This is a genomic window from Nonomuraea sp. NPDC050783, assembly GCF_040802095.1.
Classification (GTDB): domain Bacteria; phylum Actinomycetota; class Actinomycetes; order Streptosporangiales; family Streptosporangiaceae; genus Nonomuraea.
The window spans coordinates 57,968-72,191 of sequence record NZ_JBFAHK010000023.1; the positions used below are offsets into that span (position 1 = coordinate 57,968).

Genomic DNA, 14,224 nt, shown 5'->3' on the forward strand with positions numbered 1-14,224 from the left:
TCGCCAGATGAACTCATCTTGGCCCGTACCGCGCTCATGGGGAAGCCCCGGAGCCCCCGCGGTCTCCGGGGCTTGCCCCCTGGGGAAGGCCCCTTCATCCCCAGGCTTCTAGCCGATCCGCACCGCCTCCAGAGGGCCGCGCAGATCAGGCGGCTCCTTCAGGTCGGGGCGGACCGGGACCCAGGCACGCCGGCCGAAGAGCCGGCCGAGCCCGGGGGAGAGCGCGCCGGGAGCCTCGTGCCTGCGGACGATCTCCACGACGACGAACTGCGCCCGCCTGCGGTGCCGGTAGACGCTCGCGCTCCTGGCGAAGCAGGCCGCGGCGATCTCCTCGCCGTACGCCTCGAACTCCTCGGCGCAGATGCCCGCCCGCGTCAGGACCAGCGCCTTCTCGCCGACGGCGGTCGGCGTGATCCACAGGATCAGCGGGATGCGCCCGGCCCGGGTGTGCATCGTCGTCTCCAGGCAGACCCGCTGCAGGCGGTGCCGGGAGACCACGCACCAGTAGTGGGCGGCGATCCAGCCGCGGCCGGTCCTGGTGGCCACCGCCGGGACCGAGATCGCGCTGGTCGCCACGGCGAGGGTCAGCAGGTGGCCGCCGTCGGCGGCGCGCAGCAGGAGCAGCGCGAACAGCCCCAGCGCGGCGGCCAGCAGCAGCTCGGTACGCGCCCGCCAGAGCCGGACCAGCGTCCCGCCGCGGCCGGCCGCGGGCAGGTCCCCGTAGGCGGGGTAGATCTGGTTGCGCGGGTTCCTGGACATCTCACGTCACCTCCTCGCGCACCCGGCCGGGCGCGCGGAGCTGGTCGAAACGCGGGTCGCGGTAGCGGCGCGCCCCGAAGCCCGTCCTGGTGACGGTCCAGCCGACGTGGTAGGCGAACTCGTCGGGCTCCATGCAGATCTCGCGGTCGGCCCAAAAGATGAGTTCCCGGATCCGGGACTTGATTCGGCCTGGTCCCTTGGTACCTTGTGAGTACATAGAAGACCCCTTTCGCGGCATTTCTAGAGGTGGCTTCTTCGCCGGCCCGCCGGCTGGTGGCCCGTTCGCCCGCAGGGTGGCAGCCCTGATGCGGGTGGCGGGTCGCCGGCCGCGGTCCGGCATTTTCGTGCTCGGCGGCACAGGTGCGCTGTCTGGGCAGCGCTGCACTCGTCAGGCGGTGGTGCGGTCCTTCCGGCAGGCGGCCTCCCTGGGGGTGAGCTTCGAGTCCGGGACGGCGACGTTGCCGGCGAGACGGCCCGGCGTGCGCGGGCGCGTGGTGACGGGGTGTGCGATGTTCACGGAGCTCGCGGGGGAAAGGCCCGGTGCGTGCGACGGTGTCGTCATGCCCGGCCTCCTCACGTCCGAGAAACCCTTCTGACTTCCGATCGTCCTCCGCGAAAGAGATCGCTTCAATACTTTGTCGGCGGAAGATTTGATTTTCTTGCGAGACTGTTGTCGTGCAAGTTGCACGACGACTCTGATTGCATGAGGTTGTCTTGCCCCCTACGCTCTCTCCGTGACAGCCTTCTGGCAAGGGCGTACGACGCTGCTCATGCAACTTGCAGTGTAAGATTGAACGAACGGCCAGAAAGCCGCACCTCAAACGATCCCCTCCGGCTACACCTTCCTTCCGGACAAGGAGAGCGGACGGTGCCATCGCAGCAGGGCAGTCCGACGGTACGCAGACTCCGGCTGGGTCAGGAGCTACGCCTGCTGCGTGAGCGGAGCAAGCTCACCGGCGCCAAGGCGGCGAAGGAGCTGGGCTGGTCCGCCAGCAAGGTGAGCCGCATCGAGGCCGCCCGCACGATGCCCAGCGCCGACGACATCAAGGCGATGGTGAAGCTCTACCGCGTCGACGACGGCAAACTTGACGAACTCATCGGCCTGTTGCGGGATGCGGAGCAGCGTGGGTGGTGGGAGGATTACGAGGACACCCTGCCCGAGGAATACACCAGATTCCTGGGGCTGGAGGCGGAGGCGATCTACCAGCGATCCTGGGAGCCCCAGATCGTGCCCGGCCTCCTGCAGACCGAGGACTACGCGCGGGAGGTCATCCTGGCCTCCCGGGGCATCGCGCGCATCACGCACAGCGGTGTCCGCAGCCGCGTCGAGGCCCGCCTCGATCGGCAGCGGCGCGTCCTGCACCGTCCGGAGCCGTGCCGGCTCACGGTCGTGCTCGACGAGTCGGTGCTGATGCGCCGGTTCGGCGAGCCCTCGGTGATGCGCGAGCAGATGGAGCACCTGCTGGAGATCTCCCATCTGCCACACGTGAAACTGCACGTCCTGACCCTGGACTCGTTGCACCCGGTCAACACCGGCACCTTCATCCACCTGCAGTTCGCGGCTTTTGACGATGTTGTCTATCTGGAACAGCTCTATACTGCCGATTTCGTCGAGAACCTCCAGCGCGTGGCCGGCTATGAAACGGCCTTCGAGCACGTCAAGTCGGAGGCCCTGGACGAGGACGAATCCCGGGTCCTCATCCAGAGCAAGGCCATGGCGTGGCGGCGGTGACGACGACCACCTCAACAAGGGGCAACGACGCCCCTTCAGCTATTTGGGGAGATAATGCACATCCACCTTTCCGAGGCGTGGCGGAAGAGCACCTTCTGCAATGGCGCAGACGCCTGTGTCGAGGTAGCGCCTCTTTCCGACGGCAACGTCGCGCTACGTGACAGCAAGGTGCAGGACGGCCCCGTCCTCGTGTTCACTCCTGCGGAGTGGGCGGCCTTCACCAGTGGGGTCCGCGAGGGGGAATTCGACCTGTCGACGCTGGCCGGCTCCTGAAAAAAGGAAACGGCCCCGCGACGTTGATGACGGCAACATCGCAGGGCCGCTCCCGTATGGTCCAGGAGAACCACGGTTGAGCTTTCGCGGCCATCATGGCACATCGCCCGCCGGGATGATCAAGCTTTCGATGTGCGACGAGCCGCCCTGCCCGTTCGTGTCGAGCCCTCTCGCGGGCGCGCCGGGCGGGTTTTCCCCTGTCAGGAGCGACGGCGGACCAGGAAGACCGAGCTGAGCCCGGCGAGGACCGCGAGGCAGGCCATGGCGAGGGCGGCGTACAGGGAGGCCGAGGTCGAGCCGGAGCCCTGGCTGAGCGAGATGAACAGGGTGCCGACCGTCGAGACGCCGATCACCTGGCCGAGCTGCATGACGGTGAGCAGCGCGCCGCTGGCGTCCGCCGCGTACGCGCCGTCCACCCGCTCGGTGGCCATGTTGGTGACCGCGACCTGCACGCCCAGCCCCGCGCCGATGAGGGCGCTCATGACCGCGTACGGGAGCCCGCCGCCGGCGGCGAGCCCGATGCCGAAGTAGGCGGGGGCGGCCACCACGTAGCCGAAGGGCACCAGCGGGCGCTGCAACCGGGCCGGCAGGCGCGGCCAGAGCAGCCCGACCAGGCCGAAGGCCAGCGCGCACGGCACCAGCATGAGGCCGGAGGCGAGCGGCGTCAGGTGCAGCTCGCCCTGCAGGTGCAGGGCCGAGGTGAACAGGAACGCGCCCCAGGTGGCCGGGCCGAACAGCAGGACCGCCAGCCCCGGCCGCATGCCGGGGGCCCTGAGCACCCGCGCGTCCACCAGCGGGCGGCCGCCGCGCGCGGTCACCCACCGCTCGATCCGGACGAACGCCGCGAACATCGCCACGCTCGCGCCCATCGAGATCCAGCCCCACACCGGCCAGCCGAGGTCGCGGCCGAGCACCAGCGGCACCACGAACAGCAGCACCGCGGCCGACAGGCTCACCAGGCCCAGCGGGTCCAGCCCGGTGCCGCCGCCGCCCTGGTCGGCGGGGAGCACCTTGAGCCCGGTCGCCAGCAGCAGCGCCCCGACGGGCACCAGCACCAGGAACACCACCCGCCAGCCCGCGCCGAAGCCCAGCAGGATGCCGCCGAGCGCCTGGCCGACCACGATGCCGCCGCTGACCGTCAGCGACCACAACCCGATCGCCCGGCCGCGGGCCGCGCCCTGGTAGTTGCGCTGGATCAGGGTCAGCACCTGCGGCATCATCATCGCCGCGCCGGCGCCCTGGGCCAGCCGGAAGGCGACCAGCCAGCCCGTGGAGGGCGCGAGCCCGGCGGCCAGCGTGGTGAGGGTGAACGCGGCCAGGCCGACGAGGAAGGCGTTGCGGTAGCCGAACAGGTCACCGATCCTGGCCCCGGTGATCAGCAGGACGGCGTAGACGATGGTGTAGCCGGCCACGATCATCTGCAGGCCCGCGCCGGAGGAGTGCAGGTCGGCCTCGATGGTCGGGGTGGCCACGTTGACGATGTTCACGTTCAGGATGGCCAGGAACTGCCCTACGAGGATGATCGTCAGGAGCAGGCCGCTGGCTCGTGCCCGTTCCTGTGGCTTTGTGGGCAAAGAGGAGGGGATAGCAGCGGTTTGCGTCATGATGATCAGTGTGCCGGGCTTCCGGTACCAGTAACGAGAGCCCACTTATACTGGTATTGCCGGTAACTGGATAACAGAAGCCATATCCCGCCATAGTGGAGCTGTGACGGTGGTTGAAGCTAAACGTGCGGATCTGTCGGCCTTCCTGAGAACCCGCCGCGAGCGGATCACGCCGGAGATGGTGGACCTGGCCCCGGGGTCGCGCCGGCGCACCCCCGGGCTGCGGCGCGAGGAGGTCGCGCAGCTCGCCGGGGTCGGCGTGACCTGGTACACGTGGCTGGAGCAGGGCCGGCCCATCAACGCCAGCACCCAGGTCCTCGACGCCATCGCGCGTACGCTCAGGCTCGACCCCGCCGAGCGCCAGCACCTCTACCGGCTCGCCGGGCACTCCGAGGAGCCCGTGCCCGTGGACTCGGGCCAGGTCACGCCCGAGATGCGGGCGATACTCCACCAGCTCGGCGAGATGCCCGCCTGCCTCACCAACAGCCGCTGCGACGCCCTGGCCTGGAACGCCACCTACGCCAGGCTCTTCCCCGAGCTGGTGAACGCCCCCGAGGGGGAGCGCAACTCGCTCTGGCAGCTCTGCGTCAACCCCCGCCCCCGCACCCGGCTGCTCGCCCTCGAACAGGAGCTGCCGCGGACGGTCGCCGTCTTCCGCGGCGCCTACAGCCGGCACTCCGACGACCCGTGCTGGCAGGACTTCGTGCGGCGGCTGAGCGCGGAGAGCGCCGAGTTCGCGCGGCTGTGGGCGCGGCAGGACGTGGCCGAGCCCGGGCCGCGGGTGAAGAGCTTCCAGAACGCGGAGCTCGGCCGGCTGAGCTTCAGCACGACCAGCCTGATGGCCGGCCCGGAGATCCGGATGATCGTCTACACGCCGACGGACGACATGACCAGGTCCGCTATGGCCAGATTGGTACGGTCTGCACCTTAATCCGCCGTGCATGGCATGCTCAATCACTGAAAACCAGGATTCGAGCGGAAGTGCGGCAGATGAGACTCCCCCGTGCCCTCCCGTTGTTCGCCGTCGTGGCCGCGGTGGCCTCGCTGGCCGCGTGCTCCTCGTCGGGCTCCCCGGAGCAGGGGAAGGACCCGCAGGCCAAGCAGGTGGACCGGCAGACGGCGGCCTCGCCGACGGAGAAGCCGACGCCGCAGCGGAGGCCGTACACGATCTCCTTCGGCGGGGACGTGCACTTCGAGGGCGGCCTGCGATCCCGGCTGGCCGACCCGCGCACGGCGCTCGGGCCCATCGCGAGCGTCCTGCGCCGCTCCGACCTGACGATGGTGAACCTGGAGACGGCGATCACCACGGGCGGGACGCCGGCCCCGGGCAAGCAGTTCACCTTCCGCGCGCCGGCCAGCGCGTTCACCGCGCTGAAGGCGGCCGGGGTGGACGTGGTGTCGATGGCCAACAACCACGGCATGGACTACATGGAGAGCGGGCTGGCCGACTCGCTGGCGGCGATCAGGCGCAGCAGGTTCCCGGTGGTGGGGATCGGGAAGGACGCGGCCGAGGCGTACAAGCCGTTCCGGCGGACCGTGAACGGCAACCGGGTGGCGATCATCGGAGCCACGCAGGTGCTCGACGCCGAGTTCATCCAGTCGTGGACGGCCACCGCCGACAAGGGCGGCCTGGCCTCCGCCAAGGACGAGGCGAGCCTGCTGCGGGCCGTGCGGCAGGCGCGCAGGAACTCCGACACGGTCATCGTCCACCTGCACTGGGGCACCGAGATGCAGAAGTGCCCGAACCAGGCGCAGCTCTCGCTCGCCCCCAAGCTCGTCAAGGCGGGCGCGGACGTGATCGTCGGCGGGCACGCGCACATCCTGCTCGGGTCCGGATACCTGGACAACGCCTACGTCAACTACGGCATGGGCAACTTCGTCTTCTACAACTCCAACCCGGCCACCACCGGCCGCACCGGCGTGCTCACGCTGACCATCAACGGCCGCAAGGTCATGAAGGACAGCTGGACGCCAGCCACCATCCAGGGCGGCGTCCCGGTGCCGATGACCGGAGCGGCCAGGACCCGGGCGGTGGCGGACTGGAAGGCGCTGCGGTCCTGCGCCGGGCTCTCCGCGCGGCCGTAGCCGGTCGGTATCCTGGACCGGCCGTCCAACAAGGGGGTCGCGATGCGATGGGTCGAGTCCGGTGACGTGCGGCTGGCGGTCCACACGGACGGCGACCCCGCCCACCCCACGGTGCTGCTCCTGCACGGCTACCCCGACACGCACCGCGTCTGGGACGAGGTCGCCGCGCTCCTGTCCGGGCGCTTCCACGTCGTGCGTTACGACGTGCGGGGCGCGGGCGCGTCCACCGGGCCCCGCGACCACCGCGACTACGGCCTCGACCGCCTGATGGACGACCTGGAGGCGGTGCTCGACGCCGTGCCGGGGCGCGGGCGGAAGGTGCACCTGGTGGGGCACGACTGGGGCTCGGTGCAGGGATGGGAGGCGGCCGGGCGGCCCGGCCTGCGGGAGCGGCTGGCCTCCTTCACCAGCCTGGGCGGGCCGGGGACGCGGCAGGTGGCGGGCTTCGCCCGGCACGGCAGGCCGCGCGACCGGCTCGCGCAGCTCGTCCGGTCCTGGTACATCGGGGCGTTCCTGGTGCCCGTCGTGCCCGAGCTGGCCTGGGGGTCGCTCGTGCCGCGGCTGCTGGCGCGGCGGCTGCGGCGCGAGGGCGCGCCGCCGCGCGACGGCCATCCGGCCCGGACGCTGGTGCGGGACGGGCGCAACGGGCTATGGCTCTACCGGGCGAACCTGCGCCACGGCCCCGCCCGCCCCCCGGATCCGGGCGCCGCCGGGCCGGTGATCGACGTTCCCGTTCAGCTCGTCGAGCCCGCGCACGACGTCTTCGTGACCGAGGCGCTGTCGGAGTGGTGCGGGCGCTCGGCGTCCCGGCTCTGGCGGCGCCGGATCGACGCCGGGCACTGGGCGCACCGCGGCCGGCCCGGGGTGGTGGCGGGGATGATCGCCGAGTTCGTGGCGCACGTCGAGGGCGCGCCCGCGAGCCGCGAGCTGCGGCGGGCCCGGGTGGGGACACAGGCGGAGGCACGGGCGGGGGCGCAGGCGGGGACAGCGGGGGCACCGGCGGTGGCGCGGCGCGGGGTGCGGCGCGGGGCGTTCGCCGACCGGCTGGTGGTGGTCACCGGCGCGGGCTCGGGCATCGGGCTGGCCACGGCGCGGGCGTTCGCGGCGCACGGCGGCGAGGTGGTGTGCGCGGACCTCGACGGGGCGGCCGCGGCGCGGGCGGCGGAGGGGATCCGCGCCGACGGGCTCGGCGCGGCGCGCGGGGGCACGGCGTGGGGCGTCCAGCTTGATGTCGCGAATATCGATCAGATGGAAGACTTTTCGCGAAATATCATCTCGCAATATGGGGTACCGGACATTGTGGTCAACAATGCCGGAATCACCGTCGCCGGCTCCATTCTCGATCACACGGTGGAGCATTGGCGCCGGACGATCGACGTCAATCTCTGGGGCGTCGTCCACGGCTGCCGGCTGTTCGCGGCGGCCATGGTCGAGCGCGGGCAGGGCGGGCACCTCGTCAACGTCGCGTCCGTGGCGGCGTTCGTGCCGACGCGGCTGCTGCCCGCGTACTCGGTGTCGAAGGCGGGCGTGAAGGCGCTCAGCGACGTCCTCAGGGCCGAGCTGGCGGGGCACGGCATCGGGGTGAGCGTCGTGTGCCCCGGGTTCGTGTCCACGCCCATGGCCGAGCACGCCACGTACGCCGGGCCGGACCGCAGGGAGCCGGCCGCGCGCTGGCTGGCGCGCCGCCGCTACCCGGCCGAGCGGGTGGCCGCGCACATCCTGCGGGCCGTGCACCGCGACCAGGCGGTCGTGCCGGTCAACCTGGAAGGCAGAATGGGTTATGCGCTGTCCAGGATTTCCCCCCGGTTGACGCGCGGGCTGGCCTGGCTGGGTTGACCGATGGGAAATCCATAAATGTGCGCCTAACGATCGCCCGTACAGGAGAAGATGAATCCGTGTCTTCCCCGCAAATGGATGATGATTGCGCTCAGCCCCAAGCCCTCAGGCGGCGGCCCGCGCAGCGTCGCAGCGCGCGAAGGGTCGAGCGCATGCTCGACGCCTGCGCCGAGCTGCTCGACGAGTCCGGTTACGAGGCCCTGTCCACCACCCGCATCGCGGAGCGGGCGGGCGTGGCGATCGGCTCGGTCTATCAGTTCTTCCCCGACAAACGGGCCATCACGCAGGAGCTCACCCGGCGCAACGTCGAGGAGTTCGTCCGCAGGGTGGACCGCCGCTTCCTGGAAGAGGACTACCGCGGCTGGTGGGAGGCGGTCGACGCGATCATCGACGTCTACGTCGACATGCACCGCCAGGTCGCCGGCTTCAAGAGCCTGCACTTCGGCGACGCGGTGGACCTCAACCTGCTCGACTCCGACTCCGAGAACAACACGGTCATCGCGGGCCGGTTGCGGGGGCTGTTCCTGACGGGCTTCGGCCTGGCCGACAGCCCGCAGCTCGACCTGTCGGTGCTGGTGGCGGTCGAGGCCGGTGACGCGGTGCTGAAACTGGCCTTCCGCCGCCACCCCGACGGCGACCCCGAGATGATCGAGGCGGCCAGGCAGCTCATCCGCGGCTTCCTGTCCCGCCGGCTGAAATCCTGGTCGCCCGCCACCCCGTAGCGGGGGTGCGGGGTCACTCCTCCCCGATCGCGTTCTCGACGTCGCGCAGCAGGCCGGGCAGCCACTCCGGGACACCCGGGCCCGGCCGCCGCCCGGCGTGCCCGCGCCCGCCCAGAGCGGTCGCGGAGAACTCCTGCAACTGCGGCGTGGACGGCGTGCGCATGCAGGGCGCGGGACGGGACACCGGGCGTGCCTCCCGGGCCTCGCGCAGCTCCAGCCGCGTCTCCAGGGCCCGCAGGTTGCGCTCCGCGGTCTCGATGGCCTCCATCCGGGCCGACAGGTAGCCGGCGACGCCGGGGACGAGGGCCGACAACACGACCGTACAGGCCAGCGCGAAGGTCATCTGCCTGGACATGCCCATCACAGCCCCTTCCGCTCGCGGGGACGCAAAGCATGTCGTATATCCCCGGCGATCAGGGATAACACGCGGAGAGTAGGGATTCCTGGACGAACGGTGACCGAAACTGGAACCGGGTCGCGATGTGCATTGACCGGGCAAAGGCGCACGTGGCTCGGTAGTCTCGCGGTGTGGCGCATGTGACCCGTGAGCACCTTGATCGTCTGCTTGAGCAGGCCCTGCTGGCCGACGACCACGATTCCCTGGCCAGTCGGCTCTACGACGTCGCGCTCGGATACACCTCCGGTGACGTGTCCAGGGCGTCGATCCTGGTCCTCGCCGCCGAGGAGTGGCGGGCGGCCGGACAGCCCGCCCGCGCGATGGAGTGTTTCCAGCGCGCGGTCGAGGACGGCGGAGAGACGGGGTTCGACCCGCGTGCCGGCATCGCCGACACGCTCTTCGAGCTCGACCGGCAGGACGAGGCGAGGGAGATCATCGAGACGATACGCGCTGAGGGCGGCGTCTCCACGGCGACCGCTCACACGATCGCCGAGACGCTGGTGGCGTACGGCGACCTCAAGGGCGGGCTGGAGTGGGCGACCCAGGCCGCCCTGGGGTCCGACGAGAGCGATCCTGAGCACGAGGCGGCCCTGCGTACGCGGTACCGCATCCGGGTCGATCTCGGGCTGCCCGAGGACGAACTGGACGCCCTCGTCCACTGACCGCCCCGCCGGCCCGGGCCCGCCGCCCGGCGCCGGCCGGCGGCCCGGCACGCGCGCCGCTCATGAACGGCGGTGCGCGGGCCATCCCGCCGTGCCCGCCACCCGCCCCGCCACCCGAGAGGCGGGCACCGCCGGCGTCCCGGAGGCAGGCGCTGCCGGCGGCGTCCCGGAGGCGGGTGCTGCCGGCGGCGTCCCGGAGACGGGCGCGGTCAGCGGAGGCCCGGAGACGGGCGCGGTCAGCGGAGGCCCGGAGGCGGGCGTGGTCAGCGGAGGCCGAGGTCCCGCACGAGGCCGGTGAGCCCGGCCACGCCCGGGTCGCGGCCGGGAAGGACCGCGGAGTCGCCGAGGTCACCGACCGCCTGCGGCAGCAGCTCGCCCACGACCCGCGACCCCACCTCGTTCACCGGCTTCTCCAGGCCGATCGGGTCCTTGGCCTGCTTGCCCGCCTTGCCCGCGCTCTTGGTGTGCGCCGGCCCGCCGCCCAGGGGCGTGCCCTGGGACAGCCGCCCCTGCGGCGGCGCCGCGGCGGGCGCGGAGGGCAGCACGGGAAGCGTCGGCAGGGCGGCGACGTGCGCCGCCGTGGACAGGTCCTCCATGCCGGCCGGGCCGGCCGCCGCCGGGAAGAAGCGCGGCGAGGCGGAGGCCAGGGAAGGCATGCCCCAGGTGGCGGCGACGCCGCCCAGATCGGCCATGCCGGGCACCGCCCGCCCCATCGCCAGCCCGGCGAGCCCGAGCCGGCGGGCCAGCCGTCCCATGGTCATGGCGAGGTCGTTGACCTCCGGGGTGATCTCCCGTGTCCCGGGGACGTCGTTCAGATGCAACTCCGTGCGCTCGCCGCAGCCGACCAGGCCGCTCGGCAGAACGGTCCGCTCGGCGCCGCCGCAGGCGTCGGCCCCCGTCGGGCCCGCGGCGAGCCAGGTCACGCCCGCGGCCAGCGCGGCCAGCGCGGTCGTCGCGACGATGCTCCGGATCTGTCGGAATGGCACCGCACGCCCCCTGATCGTTGTCGATGATCTGACGCACGCCGAACGTAGTCGCACCGCGGGCGTGGCGTGCGGCGCTTGTCCGAAGGGTGGGGCGAACCTTACCGAGCGAGGGGCCCGATGACCGTGCCATGACACGCCGGAGCCCGGAGACCGCGACGGGTCCCCGGGCTCTGGAAGCCGCGCTCTGGAAGCCGGGCTCCTGGAAGCCGGGCTCCTGGAAGAGGGTGCCGGGCGTCAGGCGGCGCGCTGGACCAGCAGCTCGTCGTCGCCGAGCTCCACCACCACCTTGTCGCCGTCCACGACCTCGCCCGCCAGCACCGCCCTGGCGAGCTTGTCGCCGATGGCGGACTGGACCAGTCGGCGCAGCGGGCGGGCGCCGTAGAGCGGGTCGTAGCCGGTCAGGGCCAGCCACTCGCGGGCCGCCGGCGTGACCTCCAGGGTCAGCCTGCGGTCGGACAGCCGCCGGGCCAGCCGGTCGACCTGGAGGTCGACGATCTGGGCCAGCTCCTCCGTGCCGAGCGCGTCGAAGAGGATCACGTCGTCGAGGCGGTTGAGGAACTCCGGCTTGAAGGCGGAGCGCACCGCCGCCATGACGGCCTCGCGCTTGGCGTCGTTCTCCAGCTTCGGGTCGATGAGGAACTGCGAGCCGAGGTTGGAGGTGAGGATCAGGATCGTGTTGCGGAAGTCGACCGTGCGGCCCTGGCCGTCGGTCAGCCGCCCGTCGTCGAGCACCTGGAGCAGGATGTCGAAGACCTCGGGATGGGCCTTCTCGACCTCGTCCAGCAGCACCACGGTGTACGGGCGCCGGCGCACGGCCTCGGTGAGCTGGCCGCCCTCCTCGTAGCCGACGTAACCGGGAGGCGCGCCGACGAGGCGGGCCACGCTGTGCTTCTCGGAGTACTCGCTCATGTCGATGCGGGTCATCGCCCGCTCGTCGTCGAACAGGAACTCCGCCAGCGCCTTGCCCAGCTCGGTCTTGCCCACGCCGGTCGGGCCGAGGAAGAGGAACGACCCGGTCGGGCGGTCGGGGTCGGCGATGCCGGCCCGGCTGCGCCGCACGGCGTCCGAGACGGCCCGTACGGCCTCCTGCTGCCCGATGAGCCGCTGGCCCAGCTCGTCCTCCATGCGCAGCAGCTTGGCCGTCTCGGCCTCCAGGAGCCGCCCGGCGGGGATGCCGGTCCACGACGAGATCACCTCGGCGATGTCGTCGGCCCCGACCTCCTCCTTGACCATGGCGTCCTCGGGCTGCTCGGCCTCGGCGGCGGCCTTGAGCGCCTGCTCCAGCCGCGGCACCTCGGCGTACATCAGCCGGGAGGCGGCCTCGAAGTCGCCGTCGCGCTGCGCCCGCTCGGCCGCGCTCTTGGCCTCGTCGAGCTGCTTCTTCAGCTCGCCGACCTTGTTGAGCCCGGCCTTCTCCTGCTCCCAGCGGCCGACGAGGGCGTTGAGCTCCTCCTGGCGGTCGGCCAGCTCCTTGCGCAGCCGCTCCAGCCGCTGGACGGAGGCCTCGTCGGTCTCCTTCGACAGGGCCAGCTCCTCCATCTTCATCCGGTCCACGGCGCGCTGGAGCTGGTCGATCTCCACCGGACGGGAGTCGATCTCCATGCGCAGCCGCGAGGCGGCCTCGTCCACCAGGTCGATGGCCTTGTCCGGCAGGAAACGGCTGGTGATGTACCGGTCGGACAGCGCGGCGGCGGCGACCAGCGCGCCGTCGGCGATCTGCACCTGGTGGTGGGCCTCGTAGCGGCCCTTCAGCCCGCGCAGGATCGCGATGGTGTCCTCGACCGTGGGCTCGCCCACGTAGACCTGCTGGAAGCGGCGCTCCAGCGCCGGGTCCTTCTCGATGCGCTCGCGGTACTCGTCGAGCGTGGTCGCGCCGATCATGCGCAGCTCGCCGCGGGCCAGCATGGGCTTGAGCATGTTGCCCGCGTCCATGGCGCCCTCGGCCGCGCCCGCGCCGACGACCGTGTGCAGCTCGTCGATGAACGTCACGACCTGCCCGTCGCTCTCCTTGATCTCGGAGAGCACGGCCTTCAGCCGCTCCTCGAACTCGCCGCGGTACTTCGCGCCGGCCACCATCGCGCCCAGGTCGAGCGAGATGAGGCGCTTGCCCCGCAGCGACTCCGGCACGTCGCCGGCCACGATGCGCTGGGCCAGGCCCTCGACGACGGCGGTCTTGCCGACGCCGGGCTCGCCGATCAGCACCGGGTTGTTCTTGGTGCGGCGGCTGAGCACCTGCACCACGCGGCGGATCTCGGAGTCGCGGCCGATGACCGGGTCGAGCTTGCCGCTGCGGGCGCGCTCGGTCAGGTCGACGCCGTACTTCTCCAGCGCCTGGTAGGTGTCCTCGGGCGTCTCGCTGGTGACGCGGGCGTTGCCGCGCACCTTCTCGAACGCGTCGAGCAGCGCCTGCGCGGTCGCCCCCTGCGCCTTCATCAGGCCGGCCACCTGGCCGCCGTCGGCCGCCAGGCCCACCAGCAGGTGCTCGGTGGAGACGTAGAGGTCCTCCAGCCGGTTGGCGTGCTGGGCGGCGGTGTTCATGACCGTGAGGAGCTGGCGGGAGCTCGACGGCGCCCCCACCGTCGCGCCCTGCGCCTTCGGCAGCCCGGCCAGCAGCTCCTCCGTACGGGTCCGCAACGCGCGCCAGTCGGCGCCGACGGCCTCCAGCAGCGGCACGGCGGTGCCGCCGGTCTGCGAGAGCAGGGTGGCCAGCAGGTGAGCCGGGGAGATCTCGGGGTTGCCCTCCGCGGCGGCACGCCGCATGGCCCCCGAGAGAGCCTCCTGGCTCTTCTGGGTGAGCTTGTAGTCCATGTCGTTCTCAGGCCCCCGGTGGCAGCTCGTAGCGGATCAGCGCTCTGACCATCCGCATCTCGGCGCGCAGGCGGTGAACCTCTTCGCGCAGACGCAGGGCCTCGTTCTCGAGTTCGAGGATCCGCTTGATGCCCGCGAGGTTGATGCCCTCCTCCTGGGAGAGCCGCTGCACCTCGCGGAGCTGGATGATGTCTCTTGTGGAGTAGAGGCGGCCGCGCCCGGCCGTGCGGCCGGGGCTGACCAGGCCGAGCCGGTCGTACTGCCGCAGGGTCTGCGGATGGAGACCGGACAGCTGCGCGGCCACCGAGATCACGTAGACCGGCGTGTCGTCGGACAGGTCGAAGTAGTTGGCGTCCATCG

Annotated in this window: 14 protein-coding genes and 1 pseudogene; 7 read left to right on the top strand and 8 right to left on the bottom strand. The window is 71.6% G+C overall.

What is annotated here, in order from left to right:
• Positions 1 to 108 precede the first annotated feature (108 nt).
• From AB0H75_RS40775 to AB0H75_RS40785, 3 genes are all read right to left on the bottom strand, one after another.
• The gene (locus AB0H75_RS40775; RefSeq protein ID WP_367805555.1) at positions 109 to 759 is read right to left on the bottom strand and encodes a hypothetical protein; all 651 of its coding nucleotides are present in this window, start codon (positions 757 to 759) and stop codon (positions 109 to 111) included.
• A 1-nt stretch (position 760) separates the two neighbouring features.
• Positions 761 to 892 carry a hypothetical protein gene (locus AB0H75_RS40780; protein ID WP_367805557.1) on the bottom strand — a complete coding sequence of 44 codons (132 nt, stop codon included), beginning with the start codon at positions 890 to 892 and terminating at the stop codon, positions 761 to 763.
• Positions 893 to 1,147: 255 nt separating this feature from the next.
• Positions 1,148 to 1,276, bottom strand: a complete 129-nt coding sequence (locus AB0H75_RS40785) for a hypothetical protein (protein ID WP_367805559.1) — start codon at positions 1,274 to 1,276, stop codon at positions 1,148 to 1,150.
• Between the two features lie 351 nt (positions 1,277 to 1,627).
• On the opposite strand from AB0H75_RS40785, the gene AB0H75_RS40790 reads away from it, so the two are divergent.
• Positions 1,628 to 2,491: a helix-turn-helix domain-containing protein gene (locus AB0H75_RS40790; RefSeq protein ID WP_367805561.1), complete on the top strand. Its 864-nt coding sequence runs from the start codon at positions 1,628 to 1,630 to the stop codon at positions 2,489 to 2,491.
• Between the two features lie 54 nt (positions 2,492 to 2,545).
• Entirely contained in the window at positions 2,546 to 2,764 is a 219-nt protein-coding gene (locus tag AB0H75_RS40795; RefSeq protein WP_367805563.1) for a DUF397 domain-containing protein, read from the top strand.
• 200 nt (positions 2,765 to 2,964) lie between these two features.
• Here the strand turns inward: AB0H75_RS40795 and AB0H75_RS40800 are convergent, their stop codons facing one another.
• The gene (locus tag AB0H75_RS40800; protein ID WP_367805565.1) at positions 2,965 to 4,338 is read right to left on the bottom strand and encodes an MFS transporter; all 1,374 of its coding nucleotides are present in this window, start codon (positions 4,336 to 4,338) and stop codon (positions 2,965 to 2,967) included.
• 139 nt (positions 4,339 to 4,477) lie between these two features.
• Here AB0H75_RS40800 and AB0H75_RS40805 point away from each other — a divergent pair, with 139 nt between their 5' ends.
• The 4 genes from AB0H75_RS40805 (at position 4,478) to AB0H75_RS40820 (ending at position 9,011) form a co-directional block, all read left to right on the top strand.
• Positions 4,478 to 5,299, top strand: coding sequence for a helix-turn-helix transcriptional regulator (locus AB0H75_RS40805; RefSeq protein ID WP_367805567.1), 822 nt, complete (start codon positions 4,478 to 4,480; stop codon positions 5,297 to 5,299).
• Between the two features lie 59 nt (positions 5,300 to 5,358).
• Entirely contained in the window at positions 5,359 to 6,453 is a 1,095-nt protein-coding gene (locus AB0H75_RS40810) for a CapA family protein (protein WP_367805569.1), read from the top strand.
• 42 nt (positions 6,454 to 6,495) lie between these two features.
• Positions 6,496 to 8,289, top strand: coding sequence for an SDR family NAD(P)-dependent oxidoreductase (locus AB0H75_RS40815; protein WP_367805571.1), 1,794 nt, complete (start codon positions 6,496 to 6,498; stop codon positions 8,287 to 8,289).
• Positions 8,290 to 8,441: 152 nt separating this feature from the next.
• Positions 8,442 to 9,011 (top strand): TetR family transcriptional regulator, encoded by a 570-nt coding sequence (locus AB0H75_RS40820; RefSeq protein WP_367805573.1) that lies wholly within the window; start codon positions 8,442 to 8,444, stop codon positions 9,009 to 9,011.
• Positions 9,012 to 9,024: 13 nt separating this feature from the next.
• On the opposite strand, the gene AB0H75_RS40825 is transcribed toward AB0H75_RS40820, so the two are convergent.
• The gene (locus AB0H75_RS40825; RefSeq protein WP_367805575.1) at positions 9,025 to 9,366 is read right to left on the bottom strand and encodes a hypothetical protein; all 342 of its coding nucleotides are present in this window, start codon (positions 9,364 to 9,366) and stop codon (positions 9,025 to 9,027) included.
• A 173-nt stretch (positions 9,367 to 9,539) separates the two neighbouring features.
• Here AB0H75_RS40825 and AB0H75_RS40830 point away from each other — a divergent pair, with 173 nt between their 5' ends.
• Positions 9,540 to 10,070 (top strand): hypothetical protein, encoded by a 531-nt coding sequence (locus tag AB0H75_RS40830; protein WP_367805577.1) that lies wholly within the window; start codon positions 9,540 to 9,542, stop codon positions 10,068 to 10,070.
• Between the two features lie 263 nt (positions 10,071 to 10,333).
• Here the strand turns inward: AB0H75_RS40830 and AB0H75_RS40835 are convergent, their stop codons facing one another.
• From AB0H75_RS40835 to AB0H75_RS40845, 3 genes and pseudogenes are all read right to left on the bottom strand, one after another.
• Entirely contained in the window at positions 10,334 to 11,056 is a 723-nt protein-coding gene (locus tag AB0H75_RS40835; protein WP_367805579.1) for a hypothetical protein, read from the bottom strand.
• 234 nt (positions 11,057 to 11,290) lie between these two features.
• Positions 11,291 to 13,864 carry an ATP-dependent chaperone ClpB gene (gene clpB / locus AB0H75_RS40840; RefSeq protein ID WP_367805581.1) on the bottom strand — a complete coding sequence of 858 codons (2,574 nt, stop codon included), beginning with the start codon at positions 13,862 to 13,864 and terminating at the stop codon, positions 11,291 to 11,293.
• A 76-nt stretch (positions 13,865 to 13,940) separates the two neighbouring features.
• A pseudogene (locus tag AB0H75_RS40845) lies at positions 13,941 to 14,222 on the bottom strand (helix-turn-helix transcriptional regulator); the annotation flags it as partial.
• Positions 14,223 to 14,224: the final 2 nt, after the last annotated feature.

Coding starts and splice junctions, on each gene's coding strand:
- AB0H75_RS40775 (WP_367805555.1), bottom strand. CDS start 759: ATGTCCAGGAACCCGCGCAACCAGATCTACCCCGCCTACGGGGACCTG.
- AB0H75_RS40780 (WP_367805557.1), bottom strand. CDS start 892: ATGGAGCCCGACGAGTTCGCCTACCACGTCGGCTGGACCGTCACCAGG.
- AB0H75_RS40795 (WP_367805563.1), top strand. CDS start 2,546: ATGCACATCCACCTTTCCGAGGCGTGGCGGAAGAGCACCTTCTGCAAT.
- AB0H75_RS40810 (WP_367805569.1), top strand. CDS start 5,359: ATGAGACTCCCCCGTGCCCTCCCGTTGTTCGCCGTCGTGGCCGCGGTG.
- AB0H75_RS40815 (WP_367805571.1), top strand. CDS start 6,496: ATGCGATGGGTCGAGTCCGGTGACGTGCGGCTGGCGGTCCACACGGAC.
- AB0H75_RS40820 (WP_367805573.1), top strand. CDS start 8,442: ATGCTCGACGCCTGCGCCGAGCTGCTCGACGAGTCCGGTTACGAGGCC.
- AB0H75_RS40825 (WP_367805575.1), bottom strand. CDS start 9,366: ATGTCCAGGCAGATGACCTTCGCGCTGGCCTGTACGGTCGTGTTGTCG.
- clpB (WP_367805581.1), bottom strand. CDS start 13,864: ATGGACTACAAGCTCACCCAGAAGAGCCAGGAGGCTCTCTCGGGGGCC.